This is a genomic window from Acinetobacter sp. DMC2, from assembly GCF_056314305.1.
This window is the reverse complement of the sequence record NZ_JBQUYP010000002.1, coordinates 257592-273624: the sequence shown is the minus strand read 5'-3', so window position 1 is coordinate 273624 and position 16033 is coordinate 257592. Positions and strand designations below refer to the sequence as shown.

The window sequence follows — 16033 nt, the reverse complement described above, 5'->3', positions numbered from 1 at the left end:
GCTGTCATGAAAAAGTTGATGATGATTGGTTTTGGCGCAATGGCAGCAGAAGTGTATGCCCACTTGCCTCAAGATCTGCAACTCAAATGGATTGTCGTGCCATCTCGCAGTATTGAAAAAGTTCAATCACAAGTCTCTTCCGAGATTCAAGTGATTTCCGATATTGAGCAATGTGATGGCGAGCCAGACTATGTCATTGAGGTGGCAGGTCAAGCAGCAGTGAAAGAACATGCTCAAAAGGTTTTGGCTAAAGGTTGGACGATTGGTCTGATTTCAGTTGGAACCTTAGCAGATAGCGAGTTTTTGATTCAGCTTAAACAAACCGCTGAACAAAATAATGCCCATCTGCATTTACTTGCAGGTGCTATTGCAGGCATTGACGGTATTTCTGCGGCCAAAGAGGGTGGCTTGCAAAAAGTCACTTACAAAGGTTGTAAAAGTCCAAAAAGCTGGAAGGGTAGTTATGCAGAGCAATTGATCGATTTAGATCATGTTTCTGAAGCTACGGTCTTTTTCACAGGAACTGCGCGTGAAGCCGCGACCAAATTTCCAGCCAATGCCAACGTTGCAGCAACCATTGCGCTTGCAGGGCTTGGAATGGATGAAACCATGGTCGAGTTAACTGTTGATCCAACCATCAACAAAAACAAACACACCATTGTGGCAGAAGGTGGCTTTGGACAAATGACCATTGAACTGGTGGGAGTGCCGCTGCCAAGTAACCCGAAAACATCAACTTTGGCTGCGCTTAGCGTGATTCGTGCTTGTCGCAACAGTGTAGAAGCAATACAGATTTAAGAAGGATTTGATCATGGCAAAGGAAATTTATATTGCAGGTGAATGGCGATTAGGCCGTGGTGCAGTCATTCAAAGCCTGTTTCCGGCAGATCAGTCGGTAAACGCTGAGCTTTCAACAGCAACGCTTGAAGATGTAAATGAAGCAATTGAAAAAGCGGATCAGGCTTGGCGTCAACCGAGCTGGAGAAACAGCTTGCCGCATGAGCGCGCACGGATTCTCTACAAAGTTGCAGACATTATTGAAGCGCGTGTCGATGAATTAGCAAAATTACAAACACGCGATAATGGTAAGCCTTTAACCGAAACTCGTGGCTTGGTCATGAGCGCTGCGGCGACTGCACGCTATGTTGCAGCGGCATGTGAAACAATGAATGATGAGCTCACCACTCAACGTGCTCCAGACTTCATGACCATGAGTGTGCATGAACCAGTGGGTGTTGTGGCAGCAATCACACCTTGGAACTCTCCAATTGCAAGTGAAGTTCAAAAGCTTGCTCCAGCTTTAGCAGCAGGAAATGCCGTGGTGTTAAAACCAGCTGAAGCGACTTCACTGATTGCTTTAGAGCTTGCCAAAATTTTTGAAGAAGCAGGTTTACCAAAAGGCTTACTCAGCGTGCTAGTGGGTCGTGGTTCTGTAATTGGTGATGCAATTGCCCAGCACCCATTGGTTCGTAAAATCTCTTTTACGGGTGGAACAACCACGGGTCGTCATTTGGCACATATTGCTGCAGATAAACTGATTACTACTTCGCTTGAGCTAGGTGGAAAGTCACCAACCATCGTTTTACCTGATGCAGACGTCGAACTGGCAGCTAAAGGTGTCGCGTACGGTATTTTTAGCTCGGCAGGCCAAGCGTGTATTGCAGGTTCTCGCTTGTTTATTCATAGCAGTCTTTACGATCAGTTTTTAACACGTTTGGTTGAAATTACCAAAGGCTTATGTGTGGGCCATCCGGAACAGGCGGGTGTGCATTTAGGGCCACTAGTGAATGACAAACATTTGCAGTCAGTTGACCGTTATGTGCAGCTTGCCAAAAGCGAAGGTGGTCAGGTTCTGATTGGTGGTGAAGCGCTTAGCACTGGTGACTATGCTAAAGGAAGCTATTACTTACCGACCATTATCACGGGCTTAAGTAACAGTGCTCAAACTTGTCAGGAAGAAATTTTTGGCCCTGTTTTAGTGGTTATGAAATATGACAATGAGCAAGATTTAATTGCCCAAGCCAATGACAGTTGTTTTGGTCTTGCCGCAGGCATCTGGACTGAAAGCTATCGTAAAGCTTGGCGCATCGCACGTGCATTAGAAGTAGGGACGGTATGGATTAATACCTACAAAAAGTTCTCGATTAGTGCGCCGTTTGGTGGCTTTAAAGACAGTGGTATCGGGCGCGAAAAAGGCCGTTTGGGCATTTTATCGTACATGCAACAAAAGAGTATTTATATGGGGCTGAATGAACAGCCTAACCCTTGGTGCGATTAATAAATTCAAGGACTGAAAACAAATTTTGAGGAATAGACATGACTGAACGTGTAAATGTAGGCGAAGCAATCGCAAGAGTTTTAGAAGCGCACCAAGTTGATAGTATGTATGGTGTTATTTCCATCCACAATTTACCTATTGCCGATGCAGTAGGACGCCGTGAAAAAATGCGCTTTGTTGCAGCCCGTGGTGAAGCGGGTGCGGTCACCATGGCAGATGCACACTCACGCTTTAAAGGCCTAGGTGTAGCGTTGACCAGTACCGGTGCAGGGGCAGGTAATGCGGTGGGTTCACTCATTGAAGCAATGAATGCGGGTAGCCCTGTATTGCATTTAACTGGTCAGGTTGAGCGTGAATATCTCGACCGTGATGCTAGTTTCATTCATGAAACTAAAGACCAACTTACATTTTTACGTGCATCAAGCAAAGCGGCATTTCGCATTACTAGTCCAGACAATGCTGTTGGTGTGATTCGTGAAGCCATCCGTGTTGCAACGACTGTTCCAATGGGACCTGTCAGTGTCGAGCTACCCATTGATGTACAAGCAGCGGAAATCGATTTGCCACTTAATCTTGGGCCAGTGAAAGCACTTGAGTTGCCACAGGCAGAACAAGCTGAAATTGATCTTCTTGTGAGTGAAATCAAAAAAGCAAAACGCCCGATTTTCTGGATTGGTGGTGGAACTTTAAATAGCGTTGCCGAAGTTAAAGCAATTGCAGATTTAGGTATTCCGGTTGTTTCATCTACACATGGCCGCGGTGTGTTGGCAGATGATCATCCACGTAGTTTAGGTGCATTCCATAACTCGGCAGATGTTGAGCAACTATTAAAAGATGCTGACTTAATGGTTGTGGTGGGTTCTCGTTTACGTAGTAATGAAACTAAAACCTATTCGGTTGAATTCCCTGAGAATATTATTCAGGTGGATGCAAACCCAGTGGCTCAGCAACGTAATTACAAAATCCGCAACTTCATTTGTGGCGATGCCAAAGATGTCTTAACACGTGTGTTAGAACAGCTTCAAGGAACTTCAAAAGTTGATGCTGACTACGATGCTGCTGTAGTGGCTGCTAAACAAGCTGCAATTGATGCACTGCGCAAACAAATCGACCAGTACGCTTTAATTTGTGATCACTTACGTGCAGCTTTACCGCAAGACGGCATTTTTGTACGCGACATCACCATGTCGGGCAGTACATGGGGCAGTCGTTTATTCCCAGTACAAGCACCAAACCAAAATATCCATTCACTTGCGGGTGCAATTGGTTTAGGTCTTGCAACAGCAATCGGTGCCTCAGTTGCTAACCCTGACAAAAAAGTAATTGGTTTGGTCGGCGATGGCGGCTTAATGCTTGGCATTGGTGAGATTGCAACCATGGTGCAAGAAAACACCAACATGGTTCTTATGATTATGAATGACGGTGGTTATGGTGTAATGCGTGGCATTCAAAATAATTACTTTGGTGGTCGCCAGTATTTCAATGAATTACATACACCAGACTACAAACTTCTTGGCGAATCAATGGGTGTGAAGAGCTGGAAAGTGGGTAGTGCAGATGAGTTTAAAACGGTTATTCAAGAGGCTGTCGCTTTTGAAGGACCAACTGTGATTGAGCTCGATATGAACTCGATTGGGCCATTAAACTTTGCGGGTCCACCGCAAAAGAAACTGTATTAACCAGTTTGGATGGTTTAGTACATATGCGATGGGAGCTGCTAAGCCATCCTTTTTTTAGATAAAATTTTTTGTCTAAAAAACAATAAAAACTAAGTTTTACAGGTAAAACAAATAAAGTTCCAGCAGGACGCTGGAACTCAATCAAGGATGTAGAGATGAAAAAGACTTCATTGATCATGGCATTCATTGCACCGCTTACGCTGGGGGTAAGCGTCAATGCTTTTGCAAAAGATTCATTGCTCGAATGGAAAAGTGATGATGGCACCGACTCATTAAAGTTAGGTGGGGTGGTTCGGTTAAATCAACGCTATGAAGATTGGGAAGGGCCAAACCGTGGTTTTGGTAAGCTTCATTTTGATATTTTTAAGGTGGACTTAAAAGGTAAGTTTGATGATACTTACATCAATGCCAGTTATATGGTTCAAGACCAACAGAAAACGTCCATTGAAAAAGCATATGTCGGCTATAACTTAAATGCCAATAACAGCATTGAAGCAGGTCTGGTTTATAAACCTTTTACGATTTATCCCTATCCTCAAAATGGCTGGACCTATCACATTCCATTCTTTTTAGGTTATGGCAATAATATTGCGCCAGGGATCAACTGGAATTATCACGACAAAGATTGGGATGTAAAACTCGGTTATTACCCGCAAATGCTAGAGACGAATTTGCGTTATTCACCTGAAAGTGCAACTTATGATGACTTAGCCGGAAATGCATTTCCATCTCAAAAAGCTTATCAGAATGAAAAGCGCAATCAGGTGAATACCCGCATTGTTCGCAAGTTAGAAACTGATTTTGGGAAGCAAGAGTTTGGTGTATCAGGGGCAATTGCTCAGTTGCATAATGATATTACTGACAAAGACGGCAAATATTATGCAGTCGGTTTGCACACTGAAAATAACTACAAACGCTTTAACTTACAAAGTTCGGTCATCCACTACCAGTACGATGCTAAAAATCCGGATGGTGTAAATAGTGATATGACTTTGATGGGAGCGAATGGTCTTACGCCAGCTTATTTCATTGCTTCAGAAGGGACGATTGCCAGTTTAAACCTGGCCTATACATTGCCTGTTACTAATATGGGCAAGCTAAAATCCATTAAGTTTTATAATGACTATAGTTACCTCGATAAAAAACGTGATGATTGGTCCGACTCGCAAATGAACACTACAGGGATGATGTTTATTGCTTCACCCTTTATGGTTTGGGCAGATTATACGTGGGGTAAAAACTCCAACATTATTGGTGGCTCTACAAACTCAACGGGTTATACCTCTGCAACCTCGCCAAATAGCGATAAATGGCTATACCGTATTAACTTTAATATTGGATTTACTTTCTAAAGTGAATAGCATTAAAAAAACCACGCAATCGGCGTGGTTTTTTTCATAGGTTAAAGCTTTTAATATCTGTTTTTTTCAAATTTATTCCAAAAAACGAAAGCAGTCACAAAGGCCAAAATAGTCAGCGCGAAAATATAATACATCGCACCAATATCACTGTATTGACTAAGCCAATGCACTAAAGGCAGGGTCATACCGCCAACAATCGCATAAGACAAATTATAAGAAAATGAAATACCTGAAAAACGCACAGGCGCGGGGAACATTTTAACCATACTGCTCGACACCATGCCGACAGTACCTGAGCATAGGCCTAACAACATATATAAACCAAAAATGGTTGAATGTGCCGCGTGCCCCAAACTGTTATAAAAAACTGCTGCTGTAAGTGCGACGGCAAGTGCACCGACCATCATGACTTTGCCACAACCGAAACGGTCAGCAAAATAACCTGCCAAAATACAGCCGACCATTTGCATGACAATAGCTGCGCTTTGCATTTCAAAAGTCTGTGCGCGTTCAAAACCAAATGAACCAATCAGTAGGTTGGGCATGGCTAAAATCACCACCACCACACAGCCTGTTAAAAACCATGTAAATAACATGCCAATCGCAACGGCTGTTTTATGCGTTTTTAAGACTTGTTTTACAGGCATTTCTTTTGAAATTTCTTTACGTGCCTGCATAGCTTTAAACACAGGCGTTTCTTTTAAATAAGTCCGTAAATAAAGTGCGACTAGACCAAAAATACCACCTGCAATGAAAGGAATACGCCAAGCCCAGTCATGGATTTGTCCTTCACTAAAATTCAGTGAAATCCATAGAGACATGAGCGCGCCTAGTAAAATTCCTAAAGACAGACCAGCGGTGAGTAAACCATTTGCCAGTCCGATTTTTCTTTCGGGTACATGTTCTGACACAAAGGTCCATGCGGCTGGAATTTCACCCCCAATCGCAATCCCTTGCACCACGCGCATAAGTAGTAAAAGTAGGGGGGCTAAATACCCAATATTTTCAAAGGTCGGCAATATCCCGATAAACAGGGTAGGTAGCGCCATGAGTAAGATAGAAAGTGAAAATAGTTTTTTACGTCCGACCAAATCACCAAAATGGGCCATAACAACCCCGCCTAAGGGTCTGAAAAAGTAACCTGCTGCAAAAATGCCGTAAGTGTTGAGCATGGCCCAAAATGGACTAAGCGTGCTGGGGAAAAACAGGTCGGAAATGATTTTGGCGTAAAACACATAAATCACGAAATCGTAAAATTCTAAAGCACCGCCCAATGAAGAAAGGGCAAGGGTTCGTTTATCTTCTTTATTAAGATAGTTCGCATCCTGCAAAGTTAAGTCCTGATCCATTTTTTTACTTAATTGTTGTAATTGAAGTTTGGATATTAATGGAAAAGTGAAGTAAAAGTAAATGGAGGAAATTTGTTCTATGAGGAGGTATAGATTTTCATCACTTAAATAAAAAAACTTTAAAACAAAAAATGCATTAGATGAAACAAAAACAGATGTAGGAATGACTTTTCTTTTGAGCTGTTCAGCGACACAATAAAACTTGTCATATCGAGTTTAATGAGAGATTCAAAGGATGAGTGTAGTTTTACCAGTCGCAAAGCGTGGTGAAGATATCTTAAAACTGATTGCGGCTCCTGTCTCGGCAAATGAGTTAAACAGTGATTGGCTTTATCAGTTGGCCGCTGCTATGCAAGCAACCATGCTTGAACGTAATGGAGTGGGAATTGCCGCACCGCAAGTTTATATCTCTAAACGCGTCATTATTGTGGCGTCTCGACCAAACCCACGTTATCCCGATGCACCTGAAATGGATGCTGTGGTGATGGTAAATCCTGAAATTTTAGAATTTTCGAGTGAAACGCTTTTGGGTGAAGAAGGTTGTTTAAGTGTGCCGGATGAGCGTGGACAAGTTGAACGTGCAGAAATGGTAAAGGTTAAATATCTAACACTTAAAGGGGAGATGGTTGAAACAATTTTTCATGGTTTTCCAGCTCGTATCGTTCAACATGAGGTCGATCATTTAAATGGAATCTTGTTTGTAGAAAGAATAAGCTAATCTTCAGTTTAAAGTTTTGAAAAACCTATAATGAGCTTGAAATGAATGAGACATAGCAATTACAATACTTATAGCGTGATATTTAAATCATTACAAAAGATATAATTTTAATATTATCAGCAGGTTGTGCTGAAATTTTGCGCGATGTTGTGAATCTCCTCATTTAAGGTTACTGACCATGAAAACCCCTCTCCCAGAATATTTGGCAAATGTTATAGAAGCCTGTGACATCGACAACAGTGGTCATCTCGCCGATTATATTCCTGAGTTGGCAAATGCAAACCCAGATCGATTAGCTTTAGCAATGTCTACGGTAGATGGCGAAATTTATTCGGTTGGTGATGATGATGTTGAATTCACCATTCAATCGATTTCTAAACCGTTCGTATATGCCTATGTTTTACAACAGCTTGGCATTGATGCAGTACTTGCGAAAGTGGGGGTAGAGCCTTCGGGGGAAGCCTTCAATGAAATTTCATTGGGTAAAGACGGACGTCCGAAAAACCCGATGATTAACTCTGGCGCAATTACTGTACATTCCTTGATTCAGGTTAAGCATGGTTTACATAGTGCAGAAATTCTACGCCGTTTTATGAGCGAGCTTGCAGGGCGTGAATTAAGTTTTGATGAGTCTGTTTATGATTCGGAAGTTAAAACTGCCTACCGTAATCTTTCGATCGGTTATATGTTGCGAACTGTCGGAATTTTGGAAACTGACCCTGTCGATATCGTGAATGGCTATATTCGCCAGTGTGCGATCATGGTTACAGTTAAAGACTTGGTACGTATGGGCAGTGTACTTGCCAATGGCGGGGTCGACCCTAAAACTGGAAAGCGTTTGTTAAACCGATCTGTGGTTAGACAAGTACTCAGTGTCATGATGAGCTGTGGCATGTATGATGCCGCGGGTGACTGGCTGTCGACTGTAGGTATTCCTGCTAAGAGTGGTGTAGCAGGTGGTATTTTGGGTGTTCTACCGGGGCAGGTCAGTATTGCTGCTTTTTCTCCTCGTTTGGATGAGCACGGTCATAGCATACGCGGTATCGATATTTTAGAGCGATTATCTCGTGACATGGGATTACATCTCATGGAAGGTACACCTTCTGCACAAACAATTGTACAAAGTCATTACCGCACAGGAAAAGACGCATCATTAAGTGTGTATGTGCTTCGAGGTGTATTGAAATTTACCGAAGCTGAAATGTTGTTGCGCATTTTACAAGATGAGACAACTGATCAAAGCACAATCGTTATTGATTTAACTCAGATTTCACTGATCCACGATGTGGGTAAACGTATGTTCTTAGAAGGTGTAGATCGTCTGATTGATGATGGCCATACCCTTGTTTTAGTGGACCCTGAACAACGATTAGATCATGCCAGAACAGCGAAAGATCGTGAGTTGCATGTCTACCACGATTTTGATGATTTGCTCGAAAAGCATGAGATCCGCACTAAAAAAAAGACTTATAGCGACATCGCGGCACTTCTAAATTGCTGAGGTGTTTTTCCTAGGTGTCGCTTAAACATCGCACTGAACGCGCTGGGGTTTGTGTACCCCAGCGACTCTGAAACTTGAGCAATAGATTCACCATTCGCAATTTTACTTAACGCAAGTGCAATATGCATTTGCTGGACCCATGCCCGATACGATAGCCCTGTTTCTTTTTGGAACATGCGCATTAGGGTTCTAGAACTCGCACCAATCTCGTCAGCCCAATCTGTTAAGTCTTTTGAATGGTCAGGAGTATGTAATAACTCTTGGCAAATTTTTAATAACCGTTTGTCTTTCGGCCAAGGAATCTGGATAGGCAATAAATTGGCACGATGAATTTCTTCAAAAATCAAAATTTGTAAAGAACGGGAAAGTTCTTGAGATGTCGCTGTATTTGGCGTGTTTTCTCGCTCAATTTCATTTAAACGAATCAAAAGCTCATGCAACAAGTTGCTTACCCGAATAATAAAGCAATGCTGACCCATTAGAGCGGCTGCATTTACTTCAACCAACGCCGTATTTAACTTCACGTGACTTAGTGAAATCACACTGTGCTCGACATGAGCAGGAATCCATAAGGCACACATCGGCGGCACAATCCAGACATTGTTCGGTGTAAACACCTGAATATTTCCTGTGGATGCATACAAAAACTGCGCACGTGTATGGGTATGGGTAGGAGTGATTTCTCGATAAGAATGCTCAGAAGATAGCCCAATCACAAGTTCAGACAAATCAGACTGAATAAGAGAATCGGACATAAAATATCCTAAAAATTGTCACTTATACAATGATTATTGGAAGATAACTTTATAAGCGACAATTTACAATAAGCATCTTACTTAGAATATTGGAGTTTTTCAGGTATGACGTCTTCAATACAATTGAAAGATGGTATTGCCAATACCGTTGCAAATGATCAGCCTCAAGGAATGATTATTAAAATTGTAGGCGCTGTGGCGGTCGCACATTTACTGAATGATTTGATTCAAGCAGTGCTACCCGCTATTTATCCAATGCTAAAAGCAAACTTTTCGCTGAGTTTTGCTCAAGTTGGCCTGATCTCATTTGTATATCAAATTACAGGTTCGTTGCTTCAGCCTTGGATTGGACTTTATACCGATAAACATCCAAAACCGTATCTTCTCCCACTCGGAATGATGGTCACATTCTGCGGCATTATCTTGTTAGCATTTTCACCAAGCTTTGCAGTGTTGTTATGTGCATCTGCACTTATTGGAGTAGGCTCTGCAACTTTTCACCCTGAAGCTTCACGGGTGGCACGAATGGCATCGGGTGGACGCTTTGGTACAGCCCAGTCGACTTTTCAGGTGGGTGGAAACACAGGTACTGCCATTGGCCCATTGTTGGCAGCTTTACTGATTGTACCGTTTGGGCAGCATGCAGTTGCGGGCTTAGTGATATTTGCACTTTTAGCGATTTGGGTTTTATTTGGCGTAAGCCGTTGGACGGTGAGTCATGCTAAAAATCAGGTAGCTACACGTGCAAACCAAGCACAAAGTAAATTGCATGGCCGTAAGCTGATCATTGCTTTGAGCACAATTAGTTTATTGATGTTTGCTAAATTTACCTACATTGCCAGCATTAGTAACTACTTTACTTTTTATCTTATTCAAAAGTTCCATATCAGCATCCAGACTGCTCAATTGCATTTATTTGCCTTTTTAGCAGCTGTTGCTTTAGGTACATTTGCTGGTGGCCCAATTGGAGACAAAATTGGCCGTAAAGCTGTAATTTGGGTTTCATTTGTTGGTATGGCGCCGTTTGCATTAATGATGCCGTATGCAAATTTATTTTGGACAACAGTTTTCTCAATTATTGCAGGTTTGGTGTTGTCGTCTGCTTTTGCTGCCATGGTGGTTTACGCACAAGAAGCTGTTCCAGGCCGTGTGGGTATGATTGCCGGTTTAATGTTTGGACTCATGTTCGGGGTAAGTGGTATTGCCGCAGCAGGGTTAGGGCATTTAGCAGATGTTAACGGTATTGAGTGGGTATTTGGATTATGTTCATTCTTGCCATTACTTGGATTTGCAACCGCATTTTTACCAAACACAAAAGTTAAATAAATGAAAAGACTCTCAGTCATATTCAACTGAGAGTCTTTTTTAAATAACGTGAGTTCCAATTAAAAACTATTTTTGAATACCAAACTTAAATACGGTGACACTGTTATAAGTTTGATTTGGGTTCAAACGTGTAGACGGGAAAGTCGGTTGATTCGGGCTATCTGGAAAGTGCTGCGTTTCTAATGCCAGCGCGTCTGCCTGTCGATAAAGCACACCATTTGCACCAACAATATTTCCTAATAAATGATTCGCTGTATACATTTGAACACTTGGTTCAGTGGTTAAAACCTGCATTGTTCGTTTAGATTTTGGGTCAAAAACATGAGCAGCAAGATTTAATTTCCCTTGAGACTTTTGATTAATTATCCAAGTTTGGTCATAGCCATATCCATACGCCAATTGCTGATTATTCGCTCGAATATCTTTCACAATCGCCTTAGGCGTCCGAAAATCAAAAGGTGTACCTGCAACCGAAGCTATTTCACCTGTTGGTAAAGAGTTTTGATCGGTTACCAATATACGGTCTGCATTGAGTTGTACCACATGATCTAGTACACCATAAGGGTTATTGCCAGCGCCTGACAAATTGAAATAACTGTGGTTGGTTAGATTGACGACTGTAGGCTGATCAGTTTTGGCCTTATATTCAATTTGGAATTCATTTCGATCTGAAAGACTGTAGATCACTTCTACATCTAATTTTCCGGGAAAACCTTGATCTCCATTTGGACTAGTTAACTTCAGAGAAGCTTTAACGGTTTCACCTTTAGAAACGAGGGGCTTAACTTGCCAAATACGTTTATCAAAACCCGGATTACCGCTATGCAATGAATTCGGTCCATTATTCTTTTCAAGATTATACGTTTTTCCATCTAAGCTAAATTTAGCATTACCAATACGGTTAGCATAACGACCAATTAATCCGCCAAAATGAATCCCTTCCTTGGTATCAGTGACTTCATAGCCTTTTAGATCATCAAAGCCCAAAACGATATTGTTTTTTTTACCTTGTGCATCGGGAGTCAAAATCTGTGTAATTACACCACCGAAACTGATAAATGATACGGAGATACCATTGTTATTACTCATGGTGTATAGATCAACTTTTTGACCGTCTTGAGTTGTACCATATGGCTTTACATTTAATGTTGCTGCATTTGCAAGTTGTGCAAAGCTATAAATCGTAACACCTAAAATTGCTAATTTTTTCATGCTTATACTCTATTTTTTAATAGTAAGACTGGATGAATATAAGATTGATTTTTCATCTTTTTAAAGAAGTTTTTATTATAGATAGTGTTAATAACAATGGAGCTGTTAATGCTAAATATTGAAAAAACTGGTTCAATTTACGCTTATAAAGAAATTAATCTTATGAGCAAAATTCGACGGTAAGTTATTTTTATGAATCATCCCGACTCGGTTTTAAAATTTTCACTTGGTCTAAATAGTCTCTCGTTTGATGTAGACAGCCAACACATTCACCTTGAGCAGGGCTTAGGTTTTGTTAATTCAAAAAGTATTCGTCATGGCATTGTTGATGAGCTTGCTATCGAAAAGATGATTTATCTTATTGAGGAAATCATCGAGTCTCAGCCACTTAGAAATTTAAATATAAGTAGTGTAGCTGTTACGTCTGATGCTGCTATGACACAACTCAGTGATTTATTTTTTAGTACTAGAAAGCAAATCAGCCGTATCGAGCTTGAGCATGGATTCAATGATTTTATTGAGCGTTTAAGCTACTACACAAGCCAAGTAGCTCCAGATCAGCTTTATGTTTTTACCTACTTTGTATTTGTTCGAGAGATGATGCATCACTTAAGAGTTGAGGAAATTCAAATCGTTTAAGAAATGACTTTCTCAATCTGCCAACTCATCATGAATCCAGTTTAAAAATAGCTCAATTTTAGGAATAAATTGATGTGTTCGCGGATACACCAAATGATGAGCAGAAATAGGAATTGATAGCTCATCTGCGAAAACTCTAACCAACTTTCCAGATTCTAAGTAATTTTGAGTGAGTAAATTACTTTCCAAAACAAATCCTAGTCCGTGTGTGGCTGCCTCAAGTGACATATAAGAGCGGTCAAAACTCAAAGTGTAGGGAAACTCAGGAATACTTAGACCCTGATGGGCAAACCATTGTGGCCAAGTAACCAAGGTTGAGCGCGATAAAATCAGTTCTTTTTTTAATAAATCTTGAGGTTTATTTACTGGACTACGTTCAAGTAGTTTGGGGGATGCAAGTACTTCTAGCTTTTCATTACGAATCGTTCTGATTTCTACGCCTGTCCAGTTGGGCAAACCATGACGGATATCAATGTCAATCTTGTCACGGGTAAAGTGCAAATTTTCATATGAACATGACAAGTTGACCTGAATCATTGGGAACTTTTCTTTAAATGATTCAAGGCGTGGCAATAACCAAAGCAAACCAAAACTTGGAGATGAATGAATGTATAAACTGTCTTTCGGGCTTTTATCGGCAGCTTTTTCAGTGGCTAACATCAGGTTATGCAAAATGGTCGTGACATCTTGAAAATAGCGTTCGCCAGAAGGAGTCAGCGTCACACCACGGGCACCACGAATAAATAAACTCTGCCCAATCATTTCTTCAAGCTTAGCAATTTGGTGACTCACTGCTGATGGCGTGAGATTTAAATTCTCGGCTGCCTTGGCAACATTGCCGAAACGGGCGGTTTGTTCAAAAGCCTGTAATGTTTTAATTGAAGGCATCTGATTGAAATTGTTTTCACTGCTATCCATGAAATGATCCGTTTTTATCCCTAAAAGTTATTTAAAAATAGCATAGGCATGAATTTTTTTCATGCCTTGTTGAATTCGAGCTGATTGCTGGTCTTGGTAAAAAAAGAGATTCTAAGTCAGAACTCAGGATATAAAGCGTAAAAGAGGATTGAACATGTTACTACAAGGAAAAGTGGCATTAATTACCGGTGCAGCATCAGAACGTGGAATTGGGCGAGCAACTGCAGAAATCTTTGCACAACAAGGTGCTAAAGTCATTATTGTTGATTTAGATCTTACTCAAAGCCAAAACGCGGCAAAGGCAATTGGTGAAGGACATTTAGGTCTTGCTGCAAATGTTGCAAATGAAGAACAGGTCAAAGCAGCTGTTGAACAAGCACTACAGCACTACGGCAAGATTGATATTTTAATTAACAATGCAGGGATTACTCAGCCAGTTAAAACACTCGATATTCAGCGCAATGACTATGACCGTATTTTAGATGTTAGCCTGCGCGGAACACTGATTATGTCTCAAGCTGTTATTCCATCCATGAAAGCAAATGGTGGTGGAAGCATTGTGTGCTTATCTTCAGTTTCAGCGCAACGCGGCGGTGGTATTTTTGGCGGGCCACATTATAGCGCTGCCAAAGCAGGGGTATTAGGTCTGGCAAAAGCGATGGCTCGTGAGTTTGGTCCCGACCAAATTCGTGTAAATTCACTTACTCCGGGTCTAATCCATACTGATATTACTGGCGGTTTAATGAATGATGACCGCCGTCACGACATTCTTGCTGGTATTCCACTAGGGCGTTTAGGCAAAGCGCAAGACGTTGCAAATGCAGCATTATTTTTGGCAAGTGATCTGTCAGCTTACTTAACTGGCGTAACACTCGATGTAAATGGTGGCATGCTGATTCATTAAGGCTTGTCATTTAAAAACTAAAAATAGAATGATGGTCACAAGAGGATACTGTGGCCAAATGTAAAGGGATTCGCATGATGGATACAGTATTTTCATCTGAAGTAGATACGGTGGTTCGTAAATCTGCCTATCGAAAAATTGCATTTCGGCTCATGCCATTTTTAATGCTTTGTTATTTTTGTGCCTATTTAGATCGAGTAAATGTGGGTTTTGCCAAGCTCCAGATGATGAGCGATTTACAGTTTAGTGAAGCTGTATATGGGTTAGGCGCAGGGATTTTCTTTATTGGTTATTTTCTTTGTGAAGTACCAAGCAACATCGTACTCCATAAGGTAGGGGCAAGACGTTGGATTGCCCGTATCATGATTACTTGGGGCATTTTGTCAGGTTGTTTTGCCTTTGTTCAAACCGAATGGCAATTTTACACCTTACGTTTTCTGCTCGGTGTTGCTGAAGCTGGTTTGGCTCCGGGCTTGTTGCTTTACCTCACTTATTGGTTCCCGTCTTACCGCCGTGCACGTATGACAGTTCTTTGGTTTATCGCGATTCCAATTTCGGGAATGATTGGTGGGCCACTTTCAGGCTTAATCATGGACCGAATGAGCGGTGTACATGGTTGGTTTGGCTGGCAGTGGATGTTTCTTATTGAAGCCATTCCTACTGTACTTGTTGGCCTATTGGTACTCGCTGTTTTAAAAGATTCAGTTCAAGACGCCAACTGGTTAACCCAAGATGAAAAAAACTTGGTGAAGCAAGAGCTTGCTCAAGATAACCAGCACAAAGAAGGTCATGCGAGCGTTAAAGAGTTTGTCGCAGATAAACGCTTATGGTTACTGGCAGGCATTTACTTTTGTGTAGTGATGGGCCAATACGCTATTACCTTTTGGCTACCAACTCTTATTCGCAACTCAGGCATTAGTGACAACTGGCATATCGGTTTGCTCACCAGCCTGCCTTATATGTGTGCCATTGTGGTCATGATTTTGGCAGGGCGTAGCGGTGATCATTTTCAAGAGCGCCGCTGGCACTTAATTATTCCAATGTGTGCAGGTGCTATAGCACTCACATTTGCGACCTTATTCGCTTCAAATCTAACGCTCTCTTTAATTTGCCTTTGCATCGCAGCCTCAGGTGTGCTGACGGCATCCTCTTTATTCTGGATGTTACCGACCAACTTTTTGGGTGGTGTTTCCGCAGCGGCAGGTATTGCAGCCGTCAATAGCTTCGCCAACCTCGCAGGCTTCTGCTCGCCTTATTTAATTGGTTGGGTCACCACCAACACAGGTTCAAATGCAATCGGCATGTTCTTAATCACAGCAGTATTAATTTTCGGTGCCAGTCTGGTTCTGCGTGTTCCGGCAAAACTGGTCAATCGTTAATAAGGAATAGTAAA

14 protein-coding genes are annotated in these 16033 nt (G+C 41.5%); 10 read left to right on the top strand and 4 right to left on the bottom strand.

The genetic code is table 11. From position 1 onward, the window contains the following. The first annotated feature begins 6 nt into the window (after positions 1–6). The 4 genes from ACT53H_RS05610 (at position 7) to ACT53H_RS05595 (ending at position 5309) form a co-directional block, all read left to right on the top strand. A complete protein-coding gene (locus tag ACT53H_RS05610; RefSeq protein ID WP_476008828.1) occupies positions 7–798 on the top strand; it encodes an aspartate dehydrogenase in 792 nt (263 codons plus the stop codon). A gap of 13 nt (positions 799–811) precedes the next feature. Continuing rightward, positions 812–2278, top strand: coding sequence for an aldehyde dehydrogenase (locus tag ACT53H_RS05605; RefSeq protein WP_476008827.1), 1467 nt, complete (start codon positions 812–814; stop codon positions 2276–2278). A gap of 38 nt (positions 2279–2316) precedes the next feature. Next, a complete protein-coding gene (locus ACT53H_RS05600) occupies positions 2317–3957 on the top strand; it encodes a thiamine pyrophosphate-binding protein (protein ID WP_476008826.1) in 1641 nt (546 codons plus the stop codon). 155 nt (positions 3958–4112) lie between these two features. Further along, entirely contained in the window at positions 4113–5309 is a 1197-nt protein-coding gene (locus ACT53H_RS05595; RefSeq protein ID WP_476008825.1) for a hypothetical protein, read from the top strand. 59 nt (positions 5310–5368) lie between these two features. Here ACT53H_RS05595 and ACT53H_RS05590 read toward each other — a convergent pair whose 3' ends face one another. Then, positions 5369–6667, bottom strand: coding sequence for an MFS transporter (locus ACT53H_RS05590; RefSeq protein ID WP_013198643.1), 1299 nt, complete (start codon positions 6665–6667; stop codon positions 5369–5371). Between the two features lie 235 nt (positions 6668–6902). On the opposite strand from ACT53H_RS05590, the gene def reads away from it, so the two are divergent. Then, on the top strand, positions 6903–7385 hold the full coding sequence (def, locus tag ACT53H_RS05585; protein ID WP_068936590.1) for a peptide deformylase: 483 nt from the start codon (positions 6903–6905) through the stop codon (positions 7383–7385). A gap of 178 nt (positions 7386–7563) precedes the next feature. After that, positions 7564–8886, top strand: coding sequence for a glutaminase (locus ACT53H_RS05580; protein ID WP_348896060.1), 1323 nt, complete (start codon positions 7564–7566; stop codon positions 8884–8886). Here the strand turns inward: ACT53H_RS05580 and ACT53H_RS05575 are convergent. Beyond that, a complete protein-coding gene (locus tag ACT53H_RS05575; protein WP_476008824.1) occupies positions 8853–9641 on the bottom strand; it encodes an AraC family transcriptional regulator in 789 nt (262 codons plus the stop codon). The genes ACT53H_RS05580 and ACT53H_RS05575 overlap by 34 nt on opposite strands. Before the next feature lie 105 nt (positions 9642–9746). Between ACT53H_RS05575 and ACT53H_RS05570 the strand changes: the two genes are divergently transcribed. After that, on the top strand, positions 9747–10967 hold the full coding sequence (locus ACT53H_RS05570; protein WP_296519275.1) for an MFS transporter: 1221 nt from the start codon (positions 9747–9749) through the stop codon (positions 10965–10967). Positions 10968–11033: 66 nt separating this feature from the next. On the opposite strand, the gene ACT53H_RS05565 is transcribed toward ACT53H_RS05570, so the two are convergent. Further along, complete coding sequence (locus ACT53H_RS05565; protein WP_476008823.1) at positions 11034–12179, bottom strand: aldose epimerase family protein; 1146 nt, start codon at positions 12177–12179, stop codon at positions 11034–11036. A 192-nt stretch (positions 12180–12371) separates the two neighbouring features. Here ACT53H_RS05565 and ACT53H_RS05560 point away from each other — a divergent pair, with 192 nt between their 5' ends. Next, positions 12372–12818 carry a hypothetical protein gene (locus tag ACT53H_RS05560; RefSeq protein ID WP_174739652.1) on the top strand — a complete coding sequence of 149 codons (447 nt, stop codon included), beginning with the start codon at positions 12372–12374 and terminating at the stop codon, positions 12816–12818. A gap of 12 nt (positions 12819–12830) precedes the next feature. Here ACT53H_RS05560 and ACT53H_RS05555 read toward each other — a convergent pair whose 3' ends face one another. After that, complete coding sequence (locus ACT53H_RS05555) at positions 12831–13706, bottom strand: LysR substrate-binding domain-containing protein (protein ID WP_081399678.1); 876 nt, start codon at positions 13704–13706, stop codon at positions 12831–12833. Between the two features lie 184 nt (positions 13707–13890). On the opposite strand from ACT53H_RS05555, the gene ACT53H_RS05550 reads away from it, so the two are divergent. Together ACT53H_RS05550 and ACT53H_RS05545 are read left to right on the top strand one after the other, a co-directional pair. Next, the gene (locus tag ACT53H_RS05550; RefSeq protein WP_004794009.1) at positions 13891–14640 is read left to right on the top strand and encodes an SDR family NAD(P)-dependent oxidoreductase; all 750 of its coding nucleotides are present in this window, start codon (positions 13891–13893) and stop codon (positions 14638–14640) included. A 77-nt stretch (positions 14641–14717) separates the two neighbouring features. Beyond that, entirely contained in the window at positions 14718–16019 is a 1302-nt protein-coding gene (locus ACT53H_RS05545; protein WP_174727761.1) for an MFS transporter, read from the top strand. Positions 16020–16033: the final 14 nt, after the last annotated feature.

Excerpts from the sequence above, each read along its gene's own strand:
- ACT53H_RS05610 (WP_476008828.1), top strand. The coding sequence starts at position 7 with ATGAAAAAGTTGATGATGATTGGTTTTGGCGCAATGGCAGCAGAAGTG.
- ACT53H_RS05600 (WP_476008826.1), top strand. The coding sequence starts at position 2,317 with ATGACTGAACGTGTAAATGTAGGCGAAGCAATCGCAAGAGTTTTAGAA.
- ACT53H_RS05580 (WP_348896060.1), top strand. The coding sequence starts at position 7,564 with ATGAAAACCCCTCTCCCAGAATATTTGGCAAATGTTATAGAAGCCTGT.
- ACT53H_RS05590 (WP_013198643.1), bottom strand. The coding sequence starts at position 6,667 with ATGGATCAGGACTTAACTTTGCAGGATGCGAACTATCTTAATAAAGAA.
- ACT53H_RS05575 (WP_476008824.1), bottom strand. The coding sequence starts at position 9,641 with ATGTCCGATTCTCTTATTCAGTCTGATTTGTCTGAACTTGTGATTGGG.
- ACT53H_RS05570 (WP_296519275.1), top strand. The coding sequence starts at position 9,747 with ATGACGTCTTCAATACAATTGAAAGATGGTATTGCCAATACCGTTGCA.
- ACT53H_RS05605 (WP_476008827.1), top strand. The coding sequence starts at position 812 with ATGGCAAAGGAAATTTATATTGCAGGTGAATGGCGATTAGGCCGTGGT.
- ACT53H_RS05560 (WP_174739652.1), top strand. The coding sequence starts at position 12,372 with ATGAATCATCCCGACTCGGTTTTAAAATTTTCACTTGGTCTAAATAGT.
- def (WP_068936590.1), top strand. The coding sequence starts at position 6,903 with ATGAGTGTAGTTTTACCAGTCGCAAAGCGTGGTGAAGATATCTTAAAA.
- ACT53H_RS05545 (WP_174727761.1), top strand. The coding sequence starts at position 14,718 with ATGGATACAGTATTTTCATCTGAAGTAGATACGGTGGTTCGTAAATCT.
- ACT53H_RS05565 (WP_476008823.1), bottom strand. The coding sequence starts at position 12,179 with ATGAAAAAATTAGCAATTTTAGGTGTTACGATTTATAGCTTTGCACAA.
- ACT53H_RS05550 (WP_004794009.1), top strand. The coding sequence starts at position 13,891 with ATGTTACTACAAGGAAAAGTGGCATTAATTACCGGTGCAGCATCAGAA.
- ACT53H_RS05595 (WP_476008825.1), top strand. The coding sequence starts at position 4,113 with ATGAAAAAGACTTCATTGATCATGGCATTCATTGCACCGCTTACGCTG.
- ACT53H_RS05555 (WP_081399678.1), bottom strand. The coding sequence starts at position 13,706 with ATGCCTTCAATTAAAACATTACAGGCTTTTGAACAAACCGCCCGTTTC.